Source organism: Acidovorax sp. 22279 (assembly GCF_052045435.1).
In the GTDB taxonomy this organism is placed as follows: Bacteria; Pseudomonadota; Gammaproteobacteria; order Burkholderiales; family Burkholderiaceae_C; genus Acidovorax; species Acidovorax delafieldii.
In genome coordinates this window covers 19027-40990 of the sequence record NZ_JBQEOV010000026.1, presented here as the reverse complement: position 1 = coordinate 40990, position 21964 = coordinate 19027, and the positions used below count along the sequence as shown (strand labels likewise).

Annotated in this window: 13 protein-coding genes; 6 read left to right on the top strand and 7 right to left on the bottom strand. The window is 60.9% G+C overall.

The window, feature by feature from the left end:
- Both ACTJKQ_RS23825 and ACTJKQ_RS23820 read left to right on the top strand, forming a co-directional pair.
- Window positions 1-340, top strand: a 340-nt coding sequence (locus ACTJKQ_RS23825; RefSeq protein ID WP_440598275.1) for an integrase core domain-containing protein, incomplete at its 5' end; no start/stop codon positions are given.
- Window positions 341-354: 14 nt separating this feature from the next.
- On the top strand, window positions 355-747 hold the full coding sequence (locus tag ACTJKQ_RS23820; RefSeq protein WP_440598302.1) for a hypothetical protein: 393 nt from the start codon (window positions 355-357) through the stop codon (window positions 745-747).
- A 435-nt stretch (window positions 748-1182) separates the two neighbouring features.
- On the opposite strand, the gene ACTJKQ_RS23815 is transcribed toward ACTJKQ_RS23820, so the two are convergent.
- On the bottom strand, window positions 1183-1494 hold the full coding sequence (locus tag ACTJKQ_RS23815) for a helix-turn-helix domain-containing protein (RefSeq protein ID WP_440598301.1): 312 nt from the start codon (window positions 1492-1494) through the stop codon (window positions 1183-1185).
- Between the two features lie 1652 nt (window positions 1495-3146).
- On the opposite strand from ACTJKQ_RS23815, the gene ACTJKQ_RS23810 reads away from it, so the two are divergent.
- The 4 genes from ACTJKQ_RS23810 to ACTJKQ_RS23795 all read left to right on the top strand — a co-directional run bounded on the left by ACTJKQ_RS23810 (window position 3147) and on the right by ACTJKQ_RS23795 (window position 11498).
- The gene (locus tag ACTJKQ_RS23810) at window positions 3147-4487 is read left to right on the top strand and encodes a phosphoribosyltransferase-like protein (protein ID WP_440598300.1); all 1341 of its coding nucleotides are present in this window, start codon (window positions 3147-3149) and stop codon (window positions 4485-4487) included.
- A 195-nt stretch (window positions 4488-4682) separates the two neighbouring features.
- Complete coding sequence (locus tag ACTJKQ_RS23805; protein ID WP_440598299.1) at window positions 4683-5831, top strand: reverse transcriptase family protein; 1149 nt, start codon at window positions 4683-4685, stop codon at window positions 5829-5831.
- 203 nt (window positions 5832-6034) lie between these two features.
- Entirely contained in the window at window positions 6035-8989 is a 2955-nt protein-coding gene (locus tag ACTJKQ_RS23800; protein WP_440598298.1) for a KAP family NTPase, read from the top strand.
- A gap of 517 nt (window positions 8990-9506) precedes the next feature.
- Window positions 9507-11498: an ATP-binding protein gene (locus ACTJKQ_RS23795; protein ID WP_440598297.1), complete on the top strand. Its 1992-nt coding sequence runs from the start codon at window positions 9507-9509 to the stop codon at window positions 11496-11498.
- A gap of 200 nt (window positions 11499-11698) precedes the next feature.
- Here the strand turns inward: ACTJKQ_RS23795 and ACTJKQ_RS23790 are convergent, their stop codons facing one another.
- The 6 genes from ACTJKQ_RS23790 to ACTJKQ_RS23765 form a co-directional block, all read right to left on the bottom strand.
- Window positions 11699-15703, bottom strand: coding sequence for a DEAD/DEAH box helicase (locus ACTJKQ_RS23790; RefSeq protein ID WP_440598296.1), 4005 nt, complete (start codon window positions 15701-15703; stop codon window positions 11699-11701).
- Window positions 15696-17660: a hypothetical protein gene (locus tag ACTJKQ_RS23785; RefSeq protein ID WP_440598295.1), complete on the bottom strand. Its 1965-nt coding sequence runs from the start codon at window positions 17658-17660 to the stop codon at window positions 15696-15698. Before ACTJKQ_RS23785 ends, ACTJKQ_RS23790 begins: the two co-directional genes overlap by 8 nt.
- 14 nt (window positions 17661-17674) lie before the next feature.
- A complete protein-coding gene (locus ACTJKQ_RS23780; RefSeq protein WP_440598294.1) occupies window positions 17675-18940 on the bottom strand; it encodes a hypothetical protein in 1266 nt (421 codons plus the stop codon).
- Between the two features lie 361 nt (window positions 18941-19301).
- Window positions 19302-19886 carry an HAD domain-containing protein gene (locus ACTJKQ_RS23775; protein WP_440598293.1) on the bottom strand — a complete coding sequence of 195 codons (585 nt, stop codon included), beginning with the start codon at window positions 19884-19886 and terminating at the stop codon, window positions 19302-19304.
- A 91-nt stretch (window positions 19887-19977) separates the two neighbouring features.
- Window positions 19978-20205, bottom strand: a complete 228-nt coding sequence (locus ACTJKQ_RS23770) for an antitoxin Xre/MbcA/ParS toxin-binding domain-containing protein (RefSeq protein WP_440598292.1) — start codon at window positions 20203-20205, stop codon at window positions 19978-19980.
- Between the two features lie 111 nt (window positions 20206-20316).
- Entirely contained in the window at window positions 20317-20976 is a 660-nt protein-coding gene (locus ACTJKQ_RS23765) for a helix-turn-helix transcriptional regulator (protein WP_440598291.1), read from the bottom strand.
- Between the last annotated feature and the right edge of the window lie 988 nt (window positions 20977-21964).

The window sequence follows — 21964 nt, the reverse complement described above, 5'->3', positions numbered from 1 at the left end:
GGTGTTGCGACGACCGGTTGAATCCGCCCAATACGTTTCCATTCGCTACACCGAACGCCTGGACCAGGCGGGCATTCAGCCATCAGTGGGCAGCAGGGGCGACAGCTATGACAACGCACTGGCCGAGACCATCAACGGGCTGTACAAGGTCGAATTGATTCACCGCAGGGGACCCTGGAAGAACAGGGAATCCGTGGAACTGGCCACCCTGCAATGGGTGCACTGGTTCAACCACATCCGACTGCTCACGCCGATTGGGGGCATCCCTCCGGCAGAAGCTGAGGCAAACTACTGGAGGCAACTCGCCAACAGCAACACCTCTGCAGAGGTGTCAACTTAAACCAATCGGCCTCCTTGAAACCCGGGGCGGTTCAGTCCGTACTGAAACTCCTTGCTTGGAAGGACCGCCACTCGGCAAGCCGCAAAGATGCCACCGATTTCCTGCTGATTGCTCAGCGCTATGCGGAGGCTGGAAATGAGGACCGGCTTTACGAATCCGAGATTGAAGTGCTGACCAAGGTGGAACACGACATGGAGCTGGCGGGGGCAATGTTGCTCGGCAAGGATGCTGCTAAGACCTGCAGCCCAGCAACTGCGCTGCAGATACGGGAAATTCTCGCTGACGAGGAGCTTCGGCAATTGATGATTGACCAGCTGTTGCGCTCCAATGCGATGGCGGAGCCTGCACTGAGAGAAGGGCGGCTTGCGGCCTTACTGAGCGCATTTGAACGCGGCTTTGGCTTCTGAAGGCCCAGAACAATCGGAGTGGGCGAGGCTTCCGGAGCAATTGTGGGGCGTCAAGGACAACTCCGCCGAAAGAGATTTCGGGAGATGCGCGTGATGATCCGATGGGACCGCGAAGAGGTGCGCATCGTTGAGAGGCGCCGTTCGCTTAAGCTTGGATCACTGCCCGAGGGGGTACCACGGATTTAGAGCATTCAGGCGCGCGTGTGCAACGCTATGGCCGGTCCACATGCCGGAATAGTTGAATTGACGGATCCACGAGCCGCACCACCGCCCAATACTCTGCTGCAAGGAAGCTGTAGGTTCTAGCCAATCAGCCCTGGCATCGGATATGGAGACCTTTGTAGAACTCAGCCGTAAGCTGATGAAACTCCTATCCTGCTTCGAATGAAGCGGTCCTTTGACTAAACGCTTGTCAGATTGCAATCAAGCTACTCATCAGCTGCGAACCCCGCCAGGCAGATCAAGCTCGGCGACTTCCTTTTGGACTGCAGCCAAGACAACCGAGACGTCATCTAGCGAGGGAGAAGCGGCAAATGAAATGGCAAGCAGCGTCAGGGGATGGACGTTCAAAGCGGTGGCGATCTGCTCCACTTTTCCCAAGGTGGGACTTTTGGTGCCCCGCTCTAGACTGCTGATGTAGGTTCGACTTGAAACAGAGGAAAAATCCTCTTGGGTGTAGCCCCGCGCGCGGCGGATTACCCGCAGAGCCATGGCGATATTGTTCAATGCATTCGAATGAGCTTCCATCTCCTCGATTAGGAAATATTGAATACAATAGGGCTACAATCTATAGTGTTCAAAAGATGGCTGACCAATGATTTCTTACTTTCGCAGTGTGTTGGCTGGGCTAGCTAGAGTCTCCCGTCGAAGAGCCCCCATGGCTAGCCTAAAATTTTCTCGGCCATATTTCTTTGTCGAGTACCGTACAAATAGCATTGGCGGAGGCATGGATAATATTATTTTGTCCAACGAAGACCTGCTGTTCGACTTTGTGAAGCAAAGTTCTGTGCAAGGCCATATTGTGGATCGCGTGAGGGTAATCTCACCTGGATACATGCAGGATTCAAAATTTTGGCATTTTGAAGATCTGGTAGCTGTATGGGAGGCAAAAGAACCTCATATGTATGAACCAGCTCTCGTGTACACACTGTCAACTGGTGTCGAATTAGTAAAATCAACTTGCTTCACTACGATAGAGCATTTAGGAAAGCGCAAACTGTTATATCGGGCTCCTTAAGGCGGGGGAAGTAGCAACTATATGCTCCATGCTTCTCTCGAAAAGCCGCTGAGCCGAGCCTCCTGAGACGTTTTTCCTTTAGTTAATTGAGGACATGACTATGACCGAGTTCTGTAACAATTCTGTTGCTGTGGGAATGAGTCTGTTCGGACTGTTTCTGTTAGTGGGTTCCGAATTTTCAAAATTGCAGGCTCATTGGGAGCAAAAACACACTCGCAATGACGATCTTTGATCGAATGCGGAGCCTCATTGCTTTTCGTGAACTTAGTTGAATCGACAGGGAGAGTAGGAGAACGCTTTTTTCCGTCCTTCAAAGGTTCCGCGATTGATTGAGCATCAGTCCCACGTTATTTACGTTGCGAATACCGCCTTGGACTTATCTATTTCATTCCAGCGCTAGTATGATTTATTGGTGTATATCTCTGCAACGGAAAATCGACGCTGAAATCTTTGGAATAGCCTTGACTGCGTTGCACCAACGGCATAAGCTGCACTGCGTGAATAAAGCACATCCGTTAGCCTTCGGTATGACCACCGTCCAACTGCAAGAGTTGGCCAAACAGGCTGTTCGTGACGCCATAACCAAGAACGTTCAGGCGGGTGTTTCAACAACCGTTCTGCTCAACGGGTGTGTGCAATCGCTTGATGCAAGTGATCTACGACTGCAGTCGCTCTTGAACGGACGGGGCGCGACTGGCCACGAGTCGTAGTGCAACGGAACTCCTTGTGGAAGGCCGTGCCCGTCATCGAAAGCTCGAACTTCGTAGGGTGTCATGGCGGCGTACCAGCTCGGACTAGTGAGGCTGGCTCTCGGGGGAGAGACCGCCACAATGGTGCCTTGAGGAAGGGCGGCTACCTCTAGCAGGGCCCGTGTCGGTTCAGTAGCGTACCCTTTGTCAAGCAATTTGCTGATGAAATCAGGTCTAGTTCGTACCGAGATTCCGAATTGCGGAATAAATGCCGCCTCATTTAAGGCGGTTCATATATCGAAGCACGTGGGTGGTGCAGCGGGCGGATTTAGGCTGGTTGCTGCCGGTCAGACACCCGACGGTGAACGGCGGCTGCGACCGAGAGCGGACTATGCAGAACAACAGCTAGCGCCTTTCTGATCCCCAAGACCTGACACACCCAGCGTAGTCAGTCATGGACGCAATCGTCTGGAATGGACATTGTTGTCGTGCGTACGGTGGTCACAGGCTACTATCACGTGAGCTTGCGCAATTCGGGACTGAAGGAGGGCTTTGTGCCAGGCAACAAGCGATTTATCGAATCCGCGCCCACTCGGGCCTGGCTGAGTCAATTCGACCCAGACTCGCAGCGTGTCATGATCGCGATGCTGAAGGCCATGCGCCTGGTGACGCGAGATATGTTTGCTGACGCGCTGCGCGCGCGACTGCTACAGGCTGCTGAAGGTACTTCGGGACGCATCGGACTTTATGTGGAACGCGAGATGCCGCAAAGGAACGGCCCGGTCTCGCCATTGTTCTCACAATCGAAAAAGCTCCCAAGACGTGCTACTGGCCCGGGACCGCGTCCCATCGAGCCAGACGAAAAACAGCCTGGCGATGTCGGCAGTGAGGGCATCGTGGCTCAACTCGTATCTGAACTTTGCCGTGAAATGCCGCAAAGCTTTGTTAGCCATCCAGGGCCCGACCAGATTCGGTCTCACGACAACCCGGTCAGAAAGTTCATATTGGTAACGGACCTCATCGGCAGTGGGCAGCGAGCCGAACGTTACCTTGATGCCGCCTGGGGTGTATTCTCGGTCAAGAGCTGGTGGTCGAGTCGGCGTACCAAGGGCTTGTCTTTCGAGGTCGTGGCTTATGCTGCGACCGAAGCCGGGCTGGATCGGGTTCAGAGCCATCACCTGCGACCTCGGGTCAGGCTCGTCGCCCATTGCCCAACCATCGAAACGTCATTCAACGAGGAAGACGCGGACGCCATCAAGCGCGTCTGCTTCCAATACAACCCGCGAGCGGCCGGGGCAAATCCGCTTGGTTATCAGGGCACCGGTGCGCTCATCGCGTTCGCGCACGGGGCACCTAACAACTGCCCGCGCATCCTGCATGCGCGCAGCAATGCCTGGGCTCCCTTGTTTGCGCGTCGTGTAACCGCTCAGACGCGATCCGAATTCAATGAAGAGTTGGATCCTGAGCAGGTCCAGCAACGGCTGGTAGATATGCGGCACCGACGCCTTTCGGAGGGCTACGTCTGGGCTCGAGCCCGCAAAGGCACCCTGGAAACCTATCTGGTGCTGGCGGCACTGTCACACCGTCCGAGAAGGATCGACGTTGTGGCTCGACGCACTGGTCTGACCTTACTCGAGGTCGAAGCGATGGTGCGTAAGGCTGAGACTCACGGCTGGATCGACAAGGAGTACAGGCTTACCGATACCGGGCAGACCTATCTGCGCGCCGCCAAGAAAAAGCGCCACGCGGTCCCCCCGACTAGCAGCGACATTGCAAAACCGTACTATCCTTCGACATTGAGGGTGCCAGCGTGACCGTCTAGTGATGCCGGCGTCGCAGGACGTTGGGCGGAGATGACTTCGGTCATCGAAGAGGGGGCACAGATTACTGTCGCTTCGCGCATGAGCTCCCGCTAGAGGCAAATCGCGCCCCGCCGTGACCCTAAAGGGCCGGCTCGGTGCCTCGCCTTCTCGGCGGGGCGTGACTTACCCTTCGGGTATCAAAGGTAGATGCAACGCTGGAACCCTCAACTTTTTCGTAAGCAGGCCTCGGGCGTGAAGCCCGAACTGCTGGCCCACCTAGTGAAAGTCGGCAGGCGCATCACTCAGGCCCACCGAGATGTCCAACCAGTCTTCACCTTGAGACATCTGGCAGCACTGAGCGAAGTCGACTATGGCTTTCTCCGGCAGACCGTGGCACGGCGGACGGAAGCCTATGCTGAATTTCGTATTAAGAAGCGGGCGGCCGAGCACCTGCCGCCGCAGTACCGCACGATATGTGTGCCGTCGCCCAGCCTGATGAAAGTGCAGCGCTGGATTACGCAAAACATCCTCGCCCATGTGCCGGCTCACAACTGTAGCGCCGCCTTTTCCAAAGGAGACAGCCTCTACAAGGCCGTGGAGCCGCACTGCCAGACGAAGTGGCTGGTCAAAATCGATGTAAAGAGCTTCTTCGAATCCATCTCAGAGTCAACCGTCTACAGGCTTTTCGACAGCCTGGGCTTCGAGCCTCTTGTCGCCTTTGAGATGGCAAGGTTGTGCACCCGCGACCAACACGATGTACAGCACAAGAAGGCGCAATCGAAAGACTACAGCCTTGCCTCGCTTTACGTCATTGAGCAGTACATTCATAGCGTTCAGGGCCATCTTCCGCAAGGTGCGCCAACCAGCCCCATGTTGGCCAACCTGGTCTGTCGCGGGCTCGACGAACGACTGGCAGCGATCGCTGAGGAGCAGGATCTCAACTACACCCGCTATGCCGACGACATAACCTTTTCCTCATCCGATCCGAACTACGGGCGCGAGATGGCAAAGGCCCTGATCCAAAGGGTCTATCGCGAACTTGCGCGGCAGGGCCTTAGACCCAATACAGCCAAGACAACCGTCGTCCCCCCCTCTGCGCGCAAGATTGTGCTCGGGTTGAGCGTGGAAGAGGAAACGCCGCGGCTGGCTCGGCATTTCAAAGACCTGCTACGGCAGCACATCCACTATCTCACGCACCCTGAGATCGGCCCGATCAAGCATGCAACGGCCCGTAAATTCGCATCAGTTGCCGGCTTAAGGCACCATGTAGGTGGATTGTTGTCTTATGCGGCGCAGATCGAACCGGATTGGGCTGCAAAGCAACGCATGCGCTTTTTAGAGATTGACTGGCCATGATCGACAGCGCTCAGCCACGCTGAAGGCATCTTTGCGCTGCAGGACCACGTTACTTGGCAGATCTACGCCAGCTTCGCCACGCAGATAATCTTCCGGACCGCGCAGGATGCCGAGGCGCGCCAGCACGCCCCGCAAGCCGCCGCACGTACACGGCGCTCACGCGTCACAGGGAGGAATGTTGAATGGCGGCTACCGAGCACACGATGAAAATGCCCGAACTCCTGGTCTTTGCCAAGATGTTTGTAGTTGGCTTGGTTGCCGCAGAAGTCTGCAGGACAACCTACTACCTGGGGACTGCGTTTGCTCCTGCGATAGCCGACTTTTCCCTTTGGGCCAGGGGAATACCGGTTCTCATCGGACTGGCGGTCTGCGTGGTCTACGCCGTCAATCGTGGCGCGCATGTTTCTGCCGTACAAATGGGGCGAAGCCTTCGTTTCGATCTACTCATCGCAATGTGCTTGGGGGTTTGGTCAAACCAGTTGGCCATGCCTTGGCTTTCTAAGTTCCACTCAGCATTGAGAGCGTCGGACCCTTGTTGGGCGCCAGTTGCTTTTCTGCTGTTCTGCACTGTGCTTTTGTCCCCGATAGTCCAGCAACATTGGCCTAGGAGGAGGCAGACTACTTCGCAACTCCATTTCCTTGCGGACGAAGAGATCAGGCGGCAGAACGACGATCTGCTCTCGAACGAGACCCAAGCAAAGTCTTTCGCAGAGATAGTCCTCGCCAGCGGCGCGCACTCGGGATTGGTGTTCGGTGTGGATGGACCCTGGGGCGTAGGCAAGACAAGCTTCATCAATCTTGCCGAGCGCTACTGGGAACGAGCCGCGGACAAGGTGATCGTTTGTCGGTTTGAGCCTCTTCGATACGCATCGGAGCCAGATCTTGCCGATCGCTTGATTCGCGACCTGTCCGCCGCGATTCAAAACAGGGTCTTTGCTCCGGAGTTCCGCCCTGCAGCCTCTAGATACTCTCGGCTCATAAAGGGAAAAGCAGACGTTTCGTTCCTGGGCTTCAAGCTTTCGCTGGAGCCGTCCCAGGAAACGGTCGATGAGCTGCTTGACGACATTGACGAGGTACTTCGTCGCATCGGTCGACGTGTGATCGTTGTCATCGACGACTTGGACCGTTTGGATGCGAAGACCGTCAACAACGTCCTGTTCGCAACGCGGCGCACCTTCAAGCTGTCGCAAGCGACATATGTCCTTTGCTATGACACCGAGGTACTGGCCGGCAGCAAAGAGGAGGGATCCAGGGCGCGGGAGTTTCTTGAGAAGTTCGTAACTGTGAAACTGAGTTTGTTCGTGGACAGCTCCAGCATCCGCAACTTCTTGCAACGCGACTGGGAAAAGAGCGAGAGCCAGCTCGAGTCTGTGCCATCAGACACTATGGTGAAGCTTGGAGCCGTACTCAACGAGCTTGCGGAGATCTTGGCTGGAGAGTCCGCCGCCAAGTACCTTCCATTGATCGGCGATCTACGCAAGGTGAAGCGCTTCATCAATGCCATTCTTCTCATGCAGATCGAGAAAACCGATCTTGGGCGGACTGATTTCAACAAGCGTGACCTCATCCATCTGATGCTGTTGCATCTGAACTATCCCGGATTGTTCAGGCGCATATATGCCGAGGAGACAGAGGGGCGCAGTGGTACTTTCTCAGTTCGGCGCAAATACGACGAATCAGAGTTCAAGAACGCCGATGGTTTTGAACAGGTTAAGGAAGAGCACCCTGGTTCTGCCAAGTTCCTGTTGGAGCAGTTGTTTGATGTGGGTGTCTTGAAACTGGGCGACGGGCGCAACATTGAAGAGTCGGTTCTTCGGTCTCGGGCGTGCTTCAACAAGGGCGACACCAGAAACCTAGAGAGCTTTCTAAAGCTCATCGTGCGCTTTGCCACGCCGGAACCGCAGGAGACCTTTGTTCTTTACCAAGCAGCGGTGGATCGGGTTCGCAAGGGTCGAAAGATTGCCTCAGTCTTCGCGGAAGCGGAGTTTGCTCTCGAGAAACAAGAGACCACACACGATCAGTTCTGGCGGGTACTGGTCAATCACGCCCACGACTTCACCAGCCAGACCGCAGAAGACGCCATCGAAACGCTCGTTGCGTATCTGCCGTGCTACTCGTCGTTCGACAACGATGACCGTGGACTGCGGCCGAGGTCGATCTACTCGCTCTTGCGGCTATTGGATCGCGCAGGCTGGGGGCGAACTGCGGGCCTGCGACGCGTGAACAGTCCGGAGAACGTCATAGAGATCGCGTGGCGCATCTTTGGCGAGGAAAAGTTTGTTGGTAAAGGTCTGCTGGAGCGGCTTGCCACCCCAGAGCGCGGCATTCTGGGCTGGAACGACCTCATGCTCTTCAGGCTACAGTGCTCGGCGGATCGCGGTGGACAGTTGTACAACCTGCACACTGCGCTCATCGTCCACCAAGACATGTCTGCTCCAAGTTCAGGGTTGGTCAGTCAGCTGGCGCTGATGGGGATGAGGACGTTGTCTCAGCAGGTCTTCGCGCACTTCAAGCGCACCTACATCGAGCCTGGACGAAACTTCATCGCTGAAGCACGGGGAGTGCCTGTAGATGCGTTCCTCGGCCAGGCCTTTGCGCATCTACGTGAGGAGGCTTCGCTGGACCCCGGATCCGATCAAGGTGACACAACAATTGCCCGTCGAGTTGCGGCCGCACGGTCCTTTGCCGCGTCGTTCGTCATTTATCATCTCAGCAATGCACTGCCCCCTAACGGCTCTGGCGTCGGATGTGGTTACTACGATGAAAGCGGTGCCGAAGATGGAGGCAGCATCTCCAGATTGATGAACGACTACGTCTTTGGCCATTGCTTTAGTCCGATCGTCGATGGCGACAACGTGCAGCTGTTCCTCGACCACTGCCTTGCCCACCTGAGCAGCCCCTTCCACACGGGGCGAGACGAAGAGGGCTATGTCGCGACCAAGTCGGGGCTACCAGGTGGGTTGGATCCGAAGGCTATGGGAAGGTATTGGCTGACGCATCGCAATCACATTCTGGGACTTGGCCTCCAAGGCAGCGGGCGATGCGTTTTTTTGCCTAGCTACACGGCGTTCTATCGAGACGATCTCGAGGGGGTTTTTGCTGTGCTCGATGAACTGGCTGAGGAGGCGGTCTCCGCTACGCCTGTTCCAGACGCTTGAGTGTGATCCTCGGACAACTTGGACCTATCAATTCGGATGTATCGCATCCAGGCAGACTTGGCGTTCAGCCCGGATCGGCTGTTGTCCGGGCCGCCGCCATAAACCGGCATACGCTCTCCTGCTGCTAAGACTGCTTCACGCTATTCACGGGAAAGCTGGGCCGCTGAATACCAACGGCCGCAATCGCTGCAGAACCGACCGCAGGCATGACACTCCATGCAGGTCAGAGTCATTCGCCCATGGCCACCTGAACGTTAGCTGCAGCGGTCACCTGTCATTCGATGCAGGCCGGCTGCGACCGCTTGAGCCTCGAGACCCGGGGACCGGGGACTCGCCGGCCGGCGCGCGCCACCGGGCCGCGAATGACCGGTCGCGGCCCGGGTGAATTTGAACTTCCGCCCCTGAATCGTCTTTCGTAGGGTCGACTGAGTTGCCAGCAAGCAGCCTCTCAGCTGTCGCCTGACCCTTGGCGGGCCGTATCCGAGTGCGAAAATATGCGCAAAAAGGGAGATTCGCCATGGCCCAGCAACAGTATCCGGTCGAGGTCCAATCGGACTTCTTGGAAAAGATCACTCGCGCGAAGCCAGTGCAGGCCTTGGCTGAACTTATTTGGAATGGCCTGGACTCGGATGCCGCCCGAGTTTCTGTCTCGTTTGGGCACAACGAGATGGAAACTCTCTCGGAAGTCATCATTCGAGACGATGGCAACGGAATTCCCAGGGCAAGGGCGCCAGAGTTTTTTCGGCGCCTCGGCGGGTCATGGAAGAAGCCGGGAGGCTCCACCGAAACCGGAAGGTTCCTGCACGGCCAAGAGGGGCGCGGGCGGTTCAAGGCGTTCGCCATTGGAACCCGCGCTGAATGGGCTGTCACATACAAGCGCGACGAGAAGCTTTGGAAGTATTCGATCACGATGTCAGCCAACGACATTCGCCATGTGAATATCTCCGATGAGGTTGAAGTCTCAAAGCCGACTGATACTGGTGTCACCCTGACGATTTCCGATCCCCACAAAGATTTTCGCTCGTTTGTGAGCGACGCCGGCATTCACGTATTGGCCGAAGTCTTCGCCCTTTATTTGGCCGACTATCCCGATGTCAATGTGACCATTGGCGGCAAGCGAATTGATCCGGCCCAAATGATCGCCAGCCGGAAGGCCATCAACTTGGCCGACATCGAAGCCGGTGGAAAGACACATCCCGTCCGGCTCGAGATCGTTGAGTGGAAAGGGCTGTCCAACCGAGCTCTGTTTCTCTGCAACGAGAAGCGCTTCCCGCTGGTGCAGGTTGATCGTCGATTTCACATCGGCGACTTTCAGTTCACGGCCTATCTCGCATCCTCCTATCTGACGGTCGCGCAGAAGGAGGGGACCGTTGACCTGGCGGAGATGCAGACGCCCGTCGTGGCAGCCATCGACGAGGCCCAGAAGACGATCAAGGACTACTTTCGGCAGCGCTCAGCCATGGAGGCGCGCAGCTACGTCGAGGCGTGGAAGACGGAGAATGTGTATCCCTTCGACGGCGATCCGGCCACGCGCGTTGAAGAAGTCGAGCGGCAAGTGTTCGAGATCGTCGCGGTCAGTGTCGCCAAGAATCTGCCCGAGTTCGGCAGCTCCGCCCCGCAGAACAAGTCCTTCCAGCTTCGGATGCTGCGGCAGGCGATTGAGAAGAGCCCCGAGGAGCTGCAGGTCATCTTGAACGAGGTGCTGCGGCTGCCTAAGCGCCAGCAAGAGGAGCTCGCAGGGCTGCTGCGCGACGTGTCGCTGTCGTCGATCATCAGCTCCGCCAAGATCGTGGCGGATCGCTTGAAGTTCCTGACCGGCATTGAGGCGGTGCTGTTCGATCCCGAGCCCAAGAAGCGGCTCAAAGAGCGCAGCCAGTTGCATCGCATCGTCGCCCAGAACTGCTGGATGTTCGGCGAGGACTTCATGCTGTCGGTCGATGATCAATCGCTGACCGAGGTTCTGCGCTCGCACAAGAAAATTCTCGGGGAGGACATCGTCATCGACGCCCCGGTCAAGCATGTCTCGCAGGAGCGCGGAATCGTGGACTTGATGCTGTCCCGCTCCACCAGGCGGCACAACTCCGATTCGATCACCCACTTGGTGGTTGAGTTGAAGGCTCCGAAGGTCAAAGTCAACACCGAAGAGATTTCGCAGATCGAGGGCTATGCCGCCTCGGTCATGGATGACCAGAGGTTTCGCAACGTCAATGTGTCGTGGGTGTTTTGGGTAATCAGCGACGATGTCGGCCCGCACGCGAGGTTCCGCATGACCGACGAGTCGGGCTTGATCCACAAGAAGGACAACGTCTGCATCTTCGTGAAGACCTGGGGCCAGGTGTTGGCGGAGAACAGAAGCCGCATGAAGTTCTTCCAAGAGCGGCTTGAATATCAAGCTGACAAAGGCGCCTCCCTAAAGCACTTGCAGGAGCACTACGCCAAATACTTGGAAGGCGTCTTTGATCCCGAACCTGCCCCAGCCAGCGGAGAAGTAGTCGCGGCGGCAAAGTGAGCGCCTCGCTTGCCTGAGATCGCGCAACGGGAGGGGCGGATTTGCCGACGGGTACAGGCTTGTCAGAGTCATTCACCGGCAGAGCTCCGAGCGACCGGTACATCCGAAACTAGACATTCGCCCAGTGGTGGCTCGTAGATTCCTGTCAGGGCTTTTCCTCGACAAGCCGCCGGAGACTTTGAACAGGTTCTGAGGCGGGTTCAGCGGTCTTTCACCGCGTCGAGGAAGGACTGCTGAAGCAGCTTACGCATGAAATTGTTGCCCTGCAAGCGGCCCATTGCGGCCGGCCAGGCAGCAAGCAGTGACTTGCGGTGCCTGTCCCAGGCCAGTGGCCGATGGTAGACGGCGACATAGCGGATCGGGTCGGCGTCGCAGACGTAGACCTTGCAGTCATCCGCTTCTTCTTCCGCAGCGGACCAGCCCTCCATGCTGAGATGGGGCATGTGTTCCCACGCCGTGGCCTCCAGCTTCGGCGGCCGTCCCGGGTTCACCTTGGTGGCGATCAGCTCCCACGAGATCCAGGGCCCGGACAGGAAGGCCTGCAGCCGGACGCGTCCGGATCCTGTCGTGGCCAGATGTAGAACGCCGTCCGAGCGCAGGCTCATTACGGGTTGCGAGGCTTCTTTGCCCAGCGACATCGACATCAGCACCTCGTCGAAGGCGCTGCGGAACCAAGCCTGCAGGTTGCCCAGGAATCGGCCCGCTTGCTCCCACTGTTCGTCGTCCCTGGCGACTTCTCCATCGTTCTTGAAAAAATCCGGCAGCGCGGCGCGGCTGCGGTAGCTGCACGGCGGCGCCGCTCCGAAGCCGAAGGAAGTGCGCAGGCAGCCGGCGAGGGCGCCCAGGCGCTTGGCCAGTCCGCTTAGGAGCGCGCCGCCGGCAGCCTCCTGCGCCACGAACTGCAGCAGCCACACGGCGCCGTCCGCGCAGGCTAGCCAGGCCCAGTCCAGATTGCGGCTTTCCTTCGCCAGCCAGGCTTCGTCGTGCTCCGCGCCCGCGGCGAATAGTGGCGCGCGCAGCAGCCAGAACCCGCACACCCGTTCCAGCAGCACCGCCTGCGTGCTGAAGCGCGCAAGCGCCAGCGGCTGGTCCACAGAGGCCGCGCAGGCTAGCGTATTCCAGCCGATGTCGAAGCGGAACGCGTGTTCGCCTTCTAGCGCTTCGACGTTGACGGGCTCTGCCTCGCCCAAGGCGGCTGCGAGATCGTCCGCCGCGCCGGCCGAGTTCTCTGCCACCAGCCACTCCGCTTGCGAGGTGTAGCGGTTGCGCCGCTTCGGCACGGCCACGGTCCTCAGGAGGGGATTGACCGCCGGAAGCGCACCGCGCCAACGCAGCACGCCAAGCTGCGGAAAATGGACGGCATCGCCCGCATCGCCGGCGCATTCCCCGAGCAGCGGAGCGATCCGTGCCGGCGGCTGCGGCTGCACTCCCTCGGCGTCGCGCGGCAGGCCCTCGTCCGGGAAGAACACCGCGCGCATCGGCGTGGCATCCACGGGCGCCGCATCGGCGCCGGGATCGAGCAGATCGTCCAGGCTGACCTTGCCCATGTCCTCGTGGTGGCGCTTCATGTCCATGCGCAGGTCGCTGCGCACCTTGGCCAGGATCACGCGCGTCACCTGCGGTGCGTCCAGCGTGCCATCGAGGTAGGGAAACTCTACCTGCAGCCGCGGCGCGCCACGCGGGTCGGCCGCGGGCCGGTAAGCGCCCAGCCGCCGGCTGATCTGGCTGCCGAAGCGGTCCACCCGCCCGATGCGCTGCTCCAGGTCGCCCGGGGTCCAGGCCACGCCGTAGTGGACGACCTCGTCGCAGAACAGGTGCAGGTCGACGCCTTCCTTCAGCACGTCGGTGCAGACCAGAACGTTGGGATGGGTCGGAAACTTGAACTGGAGGACGGCATTGCGATCCTCCAGCCGTCCCGAGCGGCCGAACACGGGCTGCATCCGGTCGAAAGCGCCATTGGCGCGGTCGTGCAACTGGGGCCACTCGGTCGCACCTTCACCGCGCAGGCACTTGTCGACGATGGAATCGAAGCCGTCGATCCAGCGCCGGAAGCGCTCGCGCCAGTTAGCGGCATAGCTGGCCAGAGGCGCTGGACCGAGGTTGCCGGCCAGGAAGCGTAGCAGCAGCTCGGGCAGGACCTGCGGCTGGTCGTCCACCTGATCGACGTAGCGGCGCAGCACGTACAGGTCGACCAGCAGGTCGGACTGGCGAATGGACTGCAGCAGGCAGCGCTTCAGCGTGGCCAGCTTCCAGGGGTCGGCAGCGGCCCAGGTATGCGCTTCCTCGCCCGCGCATAGCGCGACGAGGCGCGTCCACCAGCCGTCCGCGGCGGCCCACGCTGCGTCGTCCTGCGGCAGCGAATCCTCGGGCCGCGCCTGCAGGAAAAAGCGGAACGGGTTGCGCGCCAGCGAGCGGTCGCGCAGGCGGGCCTGGAAGGAATTCAGCTTGCCCTTGTCCTGGATCGCCTTGAAGTAGTCGAGCGAGACGGCCACAGGTGCGATCTCGCCATCGTCGTCCCTGTCGACACGGTCCTCGGGTTCGACGGGGCCCTCGTCCTCGTTGTGGGCCGGCGTGTTCCAGAACTGCCCGTCCCGCCAGGGCTGTGCGCGGAGCTTGACGCCGGCGGGCGGCGCCAGAAGCCAGTCGCGCCACACGGCCAGCCTGTGGTCCACTTCCTTCTGGAATTCGTGCAGCAGAGCGTCGCGCAGTTCCTCCACGGTGTCGAGGCGCCGGACGAAGACGAGCGACTTGTGCGTACTGCCGTCCTTCAGGCTGCGTTCGAAGATCTGCCGCACCACCTCGCTCAGCTTGGCATGTGGCAAGGAACGGGGCGCGACCGTGCCATCGGCGGCCGGCAGAGCGAGATGCGCCGAAGCCCTGTTGAAGCTGGCCGTGAGCGCGTCGATGCTGGCGCGGTCCACCAATTCATCGGCCTTCGCCGGGTCACCGTCGTCCCGGTGCTCGAACTCCGGTGGCTTCTCGGCGGGCCGGGCGCGCACCCGCACCGACGAGGCCAGCGATTCGAATGAGGAGCACTCGCCCTGGCGGAAGCGGTTGTTCTTGCCGTCGAGCGCGTCGACCAGGCGCTTTTGCACCAGGGCCATCGTCAGCGTCATGAACGGATCCGTCGCGCCGGAGATGCGCACGCGCTCGTAGCGCCGGTACTCCGTCTTAGGGTAGGGCTTGCCCTCCGCGTCCTCGTAGGTGCGGATCCGCCGCACCATGAACTCTTGCATGATCTCGACGACGTCCTGCGTATCCGGCGTGCCGGACCGCAGCCGGCGCGCGATGCGTGGCGAGTGGTGCACGGGCAGACAGCTGCAGGCGCCGGCGGCGGCCGGCCCCAGGTACGTGTCGAGGCAGGCCAGGCTTTGCGTGCCGCTGTGCAGCGGCGTGGCGCTGAGGAACAGCCAGCGGCGCGCGTGCGGGTTGAAGAGACCCAGGATGTGCCGGTTCTGCTGGTTGCCCACGTGGCGCAGATACTGCGCTTCATCGAAGACGGCCAGTGCGATGCCGCGGGCGCAGAGCAACTGGCCGAGCCGCGCCGCATAGCGGGCCTGCAGCAGCTTGCCGAAGTGCTCGACGGCGGTCTCTTCGCGGGAAGCCTGCGCCCTGGCGATCTCCGCCCGGTCGTCCGGCGACGGCTCCGCACCCAGCAGCGCCAGCGCCTCGGCATAGACCGCGAACATCGCGCCCGGCTGGTAGCCGCCGTCGTCGGGAAAGCCGAACCACAGGGGTCGGCTGAACGAGGAGTAGCGCAGCAGGTGGATGCGCCGGTCGCCGCGCTGCAGCGACAGGGCGAAGTCGCCCAACCGCTCGTGCAGCGCGATGGTGCTCACGGCGCGTCCCGTCCGCGCGCTGCGCAGGCGATCGTCCAGAGGAAGGTAGCAAGTGCGGGTGAATGCGTCCCACTCGCGCACCCACTGCTCCTGCAGCGTCTTGCCCGGACAGACGATCACGACCTGCGCGTCGGGGTCTTCCAGCAGCTGCAACGCGATCAGCGCCATCGCTTGCCGGGTCTTGCCCATGCCGACCTCGTCGGCAAGATAGCCGAAGCCCTTGCTGCGCAGAAGCTGCCACAGCGCCGCCACGCCATCGCTTTGCGTGCGCGCCTGCGTGCCGGCGCCGGCGCCGCCGCCGTCGAAATCGATGAAGGTGCGCAGCTGGCCAGCGGTCAGCGGCCCGGGCAGGAGGTTGTCAGCCATGCGCGGCCCCCACTTGCTGGCGGAACCAGGCGATGAGCATGTCGCTGCGCTGGCTGGCCTTGCTGCGCGGAAACATGCGCGCGAAGGCTTCGGACTGGCCCAGCAGCGCGCGCACGCGCGCCTCCGGTTCATTCAGGTCTTCCCGCATGGCCGCACGAAGTTCGGCCTGGCCGGCCCGGGCCGCGGCCGATGTCGGTAGCGCCTCGACGGTCGCCAGCAGTTCGGCGAGCTGCACATAGCGGACGATCAGTGCCTCGTCGCCTTGAGCCTGCTGAAGCGCGACAGCGCGGTACAGGACGCGGGGGCCGAAGGGCGAGCTGGCGTCGAAGGGGTCGAGCTCGCGGTGGCTCTCGAAGTAGCGGCGCATCTGAAAGGTGGCCTGGAAGAACGCGAACAGGTCGAGCGAGGGCGCGCTCGATTCGTCCTCGACGCCGTCCTCCTCGTCGGAATCGCCCTCGCGCTGCGCCCGCTTGTTCACGTCCTCGGGCTGCTGCTTGGGCTGCAGGCTGCGCAGCAGCTTCAGCACAGAGGAAAGGCGCGGCCGCGGCCGGTAGCCCAGCGCTTCTTCGGGCGCATCGAGCTGCAGCACCAGCCCGGTGAACTTTGCTTGCGCGCCGCCCTTCAGCGCGTACGCCACCTCGAAGCTCTTGATCGTGCGCAGCGATTTCGCCGGGAAGGTGAAGACCTGCGGCACCTTATTGCGGACGTCGATGCGCGCATCCCATTCCCCGATCGCGAGGCTGGCGGCCTGCAGCACCGCGCCTTCGTGAAGGCGCACGCGCACGACCAGCTTGCGCGCCTGCCAGTCGCAGGCGGCCTCGGCGTCGAAGGGCGGCAACGGCGGCGCGCCTTCGGCGTCCGGATCCTTGTCCTGCTGCGCGTCCGCGGGCTCGTCGCGCCTGGCGAAGAGGCCTTGCCACGGCGAATCGCCTTGGATGCGATAGCGCAGCATGGCCTCGACGTTGGACAGTATGCCGCCGCCGTGCGACCACGCCGCCGTCGTGAAGTTGGCCGAGCCGGTGGACAGCACGTGCTCGCCGGGCCGGCTGAGAAGGACGGCCTTGGCATGCGACGCCCGCTCGGCGCCCTCAACGAAGTGCCCGTATTCATGGCGGCCCGCGGCGGTGCCGGCGGGACGCAGCGTCCGGCCGTCGGGCGCCGGCGCGGGAACCAGCATGCAGTCCCTCACACCTAGCTGGCGCACCAGTTCGTCGACGCCCGCCCAGTACGGCGAGACCACCACCGCGCGCTCCCAGTTCTCGCCGGCGGCGATGGCCTGAAGCAGCGCCGTGCCCGCTTCCCCTCCGCCGGCCAGCGCCGGCGGCCACGCCAGATGCAAGGTGGGCGTGCCGGGGCGCTCCGGCGCGAGGGATGCCTCGTCGGCCAGAGCCGTCGCGACGTCCTGCAGCAGTTGGGCAATGTCACCTTCGGCCCGGGCGTTGACGTTGCCGGCGAGGCCGGTGCGCTCGCGCGCCTGCGCCTGCAACCAGCGCAGCAGCGGCAGCAGCGCGTCGCGATGCTGGCGCGTGACGGGGGTCACGCCCGCCACCTCGCGTTGGATGGCCCAGCCCGAAAGCGACAGGTTGCCGCTGCTGGCCGTGAGCCACAGCGCTTGCCGCGACGGAGCGGCCACCGAGGGGCCGCCGAGCAGCATGAGCTTGGGATGGAAGCGACCGGCTTCCAGCCCCACCGGCAGCAGCCCGTAGCGCATGTCGCCCTTGGCCTGAGGATTGGCGGACCGGTCGCACACGACCAGCGTGCGCACCGAGCGCAGCGCGTCGTTCAGTTCGGCGCGCACCACCTTGCTGCCCTTCAGGTCCTCCAGCGGCATGCCGGCCAGCAGGGGCAGCACGTTGCCTTCGAAGAAGGTCGACGAAAAGGTGAAGGTGGTTAAGAGGGCCCAGGCGGGCTTGCCGCCGGCGAACTGCGCCAGCATCTGCTCCAGCGCGTTGCGCATCACGGGCGGCTCCGTCAAGCGCCCTCCTTGAACAACTGTGTGTGGATCGTGCCGGCGGCGGCGAGGTAGTAGCCGTTGATCCAGGGGGTGCCGCCCGCCAGCCGCTGCCGCACTTCGGGCAGCTTGCGGTCTTCGCCGAGCGGCGAGACGACGCGGCCCTCTTCGATGGCGAGTAGCGGCTCGGCCCCGCGTTCCCGCACCAGCCGCTGGTGGTGTCCCGCCAACTCCTGCAGGAAGGACAGCGGCGAGCCCTGCGCCAGGTGGCCGGCGAGCAGGGCGATCTGGCCGTCGCGCTCGCCGGCGTTGGCGTCGAACAGCGCCACGAAGCGTTCCGCCTTCGCCTTGTGCGCCGCATGCTGCGGCTCCAGGAAGGCGGCGGCGTAGTCCAGTGTATGGCGGTCCAGCGCCCGCAGCAGGTCGAAGCTGTTCTGCAGCACAACCAGGAATTGCTCGCAGTCCGCGACGCGCGTGAGCGAGGGCAGCAGCGCGCTGGCGGCGTCCGGCGCATCCTGCAACCGCTGGGCCAGTTGCGCGACGAAGCGGTCGGGGCTCGGTGGCTTCTGTCCGCGGATCGCGGCGCAGTGCCGCGCCAGCGCCACTTGCGCCGCGTTGCCCAGCAGGCGGACCTGCAGCACTTTCGTCAGCGGCTCTGAGGCGAGGACCTTGCGCAAGGCCGCGCGCAGCGGCTCCGACGCCGCGAGCACCCCCTGCGGTCGGTAGGACAGGCGGCGGTCCTCCAGCACGCGCTGGAAGTCCGGCTTCAGCGCCTGCGTGGCCGCAGCGGACCAGCACTGTTTCAAGGCGATGGCCACTTCCGGCGCCAGGTTCCACTCGCCATCCAGCAGGCCCGCACGCCGGCAACTGCCGCTGTAGTACTGGTAGAGGCCGTTCACCACGGTGCCTGTATCACTCGTGTTCACCCGGAAGCCGCCGGGGCTTCCCAGCGCGCGCGTGCCGTAGCAATGCAGCTTGCCGGGTTCGGCCCAGAGGTAGTGCTCCAGCATCCCTTCCAGCAGCCGGAAGCATGCTCGGAACTTCCGGTCGGCGAGGTCCTTCAGCGGGTTCTGCGTGAGCCAATGGATCAACAGGACCCCCTTGATTCCGTCCAGAATGCTCACCCCCGATGCGAGGTTGGGCACAAGCTCCCTGCCGATTCCGCTCCACACCGGGAGGACGCCGACGGGGTCGCGGACCGAGGTGGCGCGGACGAGCACGGGATCGGGGGCGGTGAAGAAGGGGAGGCCAGTGACAGTCTCGACGCTGCCTGCGTTGGAACTCATCTCGGCATTCTGCAACAACAGTGCGCCATGTCGCGTCTCTGGATCGCTACATGTGCATGTGGATCGGCGGCGGAGACGGCTACTTGGCCCCATAGGCGCACCGCTGCGGCCCTGATCGCCGAGCGCGTTGGGCATGAGGGTCAGGACCTAGGAGAGCTATGGCCGCATTACCTCGGAGAGCAGCCGTCATAACAAGCGCCGAACGTCCGAACCCAATGACTGCTTGGTGCCAGCCAGCGGGAGGACGGTCAGCTTAGCTGAGCGACAGCAACCGCTGCGATACGGCCATTGGTTGCACTGTGCCTACTTAACACTTCCCATCAAAGTATTCTCGTCCCGATCCATTTTGTGGCTTCTAAAACTAAGATGGTCTGGCAGACAACACCACATGGCAGTGGCGCAATTTCTCCTTCAGTTCGCGTTGGACTACAGGGCTGGACAAGCCGGTAGTTCCTTCGCACGCAACCAGATTTTCCCGACAGGAGTCAGGCCACCCCTCCAAATCGTCATCAAGTGCCAGCCACTGTCGGGGCTTTCGGCGACGAGCGTCATCTTGAACTTGCACACCACGGGGCGTGGCGTGAAACATGGACAGATTCCAGGGATCCACGCCATGGACACGCTTGTGGTACGTCCCACCAATGAACCGCGCACGCAGAGAGGCCGGAAGCCGTTTGAGGGTTGCGCTGTATCCGGGGCGGATGCACCAGGTGCTACTCAGTACCAGAGCAACTGCCGGGTAGGGGTCAAGCACCGATTCCAAGATATGCTCCCATTCGAAAAGAGAATGTCCTGCAGCTTCATACGGGCTCATGTAGATTCCCTTGCGGGGATGCCAGAGCACTTTTTCATGGTGAACAACACCATCGAGGTCCAGGTACAGAACGACGTCCGCGCTGCGGGGAGTAGACGCAGGGAGATACGGGGCGTTCTGGCTAGAGGGCATAGCCGTAGGGATTTTGCATGGTGTTAATTGGTTGGCGGGTATGACGACAGGTCCATACCGGACTCACGACTAGCCAACTCCCTACCTGTGCTTACGAGTAAGCGCCGGATTGGGTTCGCAAGAGCAAGCTCTTCACGACTTCCAGGCCGTCCGGCTCAATGAGCACATCGATAGGTCTTCGACTTCCCAAGGCTGGGACCACCCCAGTAAGCCAACGGTCCAGCAACGCCCTTGCATCAAAACCGGCTTGTTCTCCTGACTCAGCGAGCATGCCCTGTCCGAGCACGGTGAGCGTGGCGATGTCGTCTTCAAGGGCCATGGCTTGCTCCGTGGAAATGGCTGCGGATCAGTGCGCAACACCGATGGTGCAATTCTTGGGGTTGAGCGTCAAATTTGGGCCTTTGCAGGCGGCAGGTCTGAGTCACATTTGTCATAGGCGATCCATGCCGATGCCTTCCTTGAGCGCACGGATCTCGCCGAGAATGCGTTTTCGTACTTCTGGCGGCAGAACCGTAGCCATCGGGGACGCCTGCCTAAGTTCCTGCGCTCGGTGGGTTCTCCCGAGTGCCTTACGCCACCTGCCATGCTCAAGAATGTCCTTCCACTCAATCCAAAGATTCGCCGAGCGTTGGTCCCCAGTATCCAGCCACTTTTGAAGAACTGCCTGGGCCTGCTGGAGCAACGCAGGGTCAGCGCGAACGCGCCGCACCGCTTCTTCATGGAGGGCGAGACTTTGTAGATCCTGGATACGGTGGCGCGTGGTGTCTGCGGAAACGACGATTCGAGCCAACGGCGCTTCGCGGCTTGCCCCTGCAGCCTCGGTATTTGACGTGACCGGTCGCATAACGTCATCCGCCAACAACGCCAAGTCACCCACGATGCCCAACGCGGACATGACTCTCAAGTAAGTACCGATGGACGGCGTGGGATCTCCCGCTTCGACCGCTCTCAGTGTTGCGCGCGAGATTCCCACGCGGCTCGCCATCTCCGCCGTGCTCAGGCCTTGGGACTCTCGGAGGCGCCGGAGCCTGTCGCCAAATTTGAGGAGCAAGTGGAGCTGCAGCACTGAGGAGTTGCTGGAGACGAGCATTTGTTCGAATGCTTGGCTGTGTATGTATTCGTTATAGCAAACTGACACACGAAAAAATTGCCGCGGATGGCGTACCAATAAACCCCTAAAGAGATTGGCGGAGGCAACTATCTCGAACGCTTCTGGGCATCATTTGGCGTGGCAGTGTATGGGAGTCGTCGGGCTCATAGGCCCGTCTCACACTCTTCGCTGCCACGCCCTTCAGTTCACGCGAAGCGGGCTCATGAGCATTGATACTGCTATCGGACGGTGGGTTTGCCATGACGATCCAATCAGTAATTGGACTGACAGGGTAGCAATTGTGATCCCCTTATGTCCATCCGCCATGGGGACCTACCGCCGCCGAATTCTGCTTTAGAAGAGCGCCTGGTCACCTGTCATCGGTGCCGGCGGATTGGTCAGATCGAAATAGACTCAGTGTTCAGGTGCGCCCGGAATACGCAATGGGTTTGCGCCCCTGGCGGTTGGTCTATAGGGGGTACGAACCGAAGGTCTAGATTGATTTGCACGTGATGGAGCCGACTCGCTACCGAACGATCTTCCATCACAACACTCGGATGAGTGGGACCGCAGCAGCTTTGCTGGGTACCGCGTCCATCCCAAAAAGAAGGGTCGCCCAGTACATGGATGACCCGTTGCGGCTCGCCAGTCTCAGTTTTGTGATCAATCATTCCCGCGGTCAACGAGCGTTTATGAACTCAAGGCTTGCTGTACTGTGCAGTGTGAGTACCAAGTCGGTCTTCTCGAATATTGTCAGATGCTTGCCGGCCGAACCGGCGGCTCAGATTTTGTCTTGGCGTTATTCTGCTACAAATATTTGGATTACATGAACCGGCCAACTAATGCCCACACCATGTCACCAAAAATGAAGCTATACAACTCCTAGAATAGTTTTGCATGCAATAGGGGATTGCAATACGGTCGCCATTCCTCATCATCTCCCACTGGTAATCGATCATCGCGTCAATGTTTTTGCATACCGGACTGC

Excerpts from the sequence above, each read along its gene's own strand:
- ACTJKQ_RS23815 (WP_440598301.1), bottom strand. The coding sequence starts at position 1,494 with ATGGAAGCTCATTCGAATGCATTGAACAATATCGCCATGGCTCTGCGG.
- ACTJKQ_RS23810 (WP_440598300.1), top strand. The coding sequence starts at position 3,147 with ATGGACATTGTTGTCGTGCGTACGGTGGTCACAGGCTACTATCACGTG.
- ACTJKQ_RS23805 (WP_440598299.1), top strand. The coding sequence starts at position 4,683 with ATGCAACGCTGGAACCCTCAACTTTTTCGTAAGCAGGCCTCGGGCGTG.
- ACTJKQ_RS23800 (WP_440598298.1), top strand. The coding sequence starts at position 6,035 with ATGAAAATGCCCGAACTCCTGGTCTTTGCCAAGATGTTTGTAGTTGGC.
- ACTJKQ_RS23795 (WP_440598297.1), top strand. The coding sequence starts at position 9,507 with ATGGCCCAGCAACAGTATCCGGTCGAGGTCCAATCGGACTTCTTGGAA.
- ACTJKQ_RS23790 (WP_440598296.1), bottom strand. The coding sequence starts at position 15,703 with ATGGCTGACAACCTCCTGCCCGGGCCGCTGACCGCTGGCCAGCTGCGC.
- ACTJKQ_RS23785 (WP_440598295.1), bottom strand. The coding sequence starts at position 17,660 with ATGCGCAACGCGCTGGAGCAGATGCTGGCGCAGTTCGCCGGCGGCAAG.
- ACTJKQ_RS23780 (WP_440598294.1), bottom strand. The coding sequence starts at position 18,940 with ATGAGTTCCAACGCAGGCAGCGTCGAGACTGTCACTGGCCTCCCCTTC.
- ACTJKQ_RS23775 (WP_440598293.1), bottom strand. The coding sequence starts at position 19,886 with ATGCCCTCTAGCCAGAACGCCCCGTATCTCCCTGCGTCTACTCCCCGC.
- ACTJKQ_RS23770 (WP_440598292.1), bottom strand. The coding sequence starts at position 20,205 with ATGGCCCTTGAAGACGACATCGCCACGCTCACCGTGCTCGGACAGGGC.
- ACTJKQ_RS23765 (WP_440598291.1), bottom strand. The coding sequence starts at position 20,976 with ATGCTCGTCTCCAGCAACTCCTCAGTGCTGCAGCTCCACTTGCTCCTC.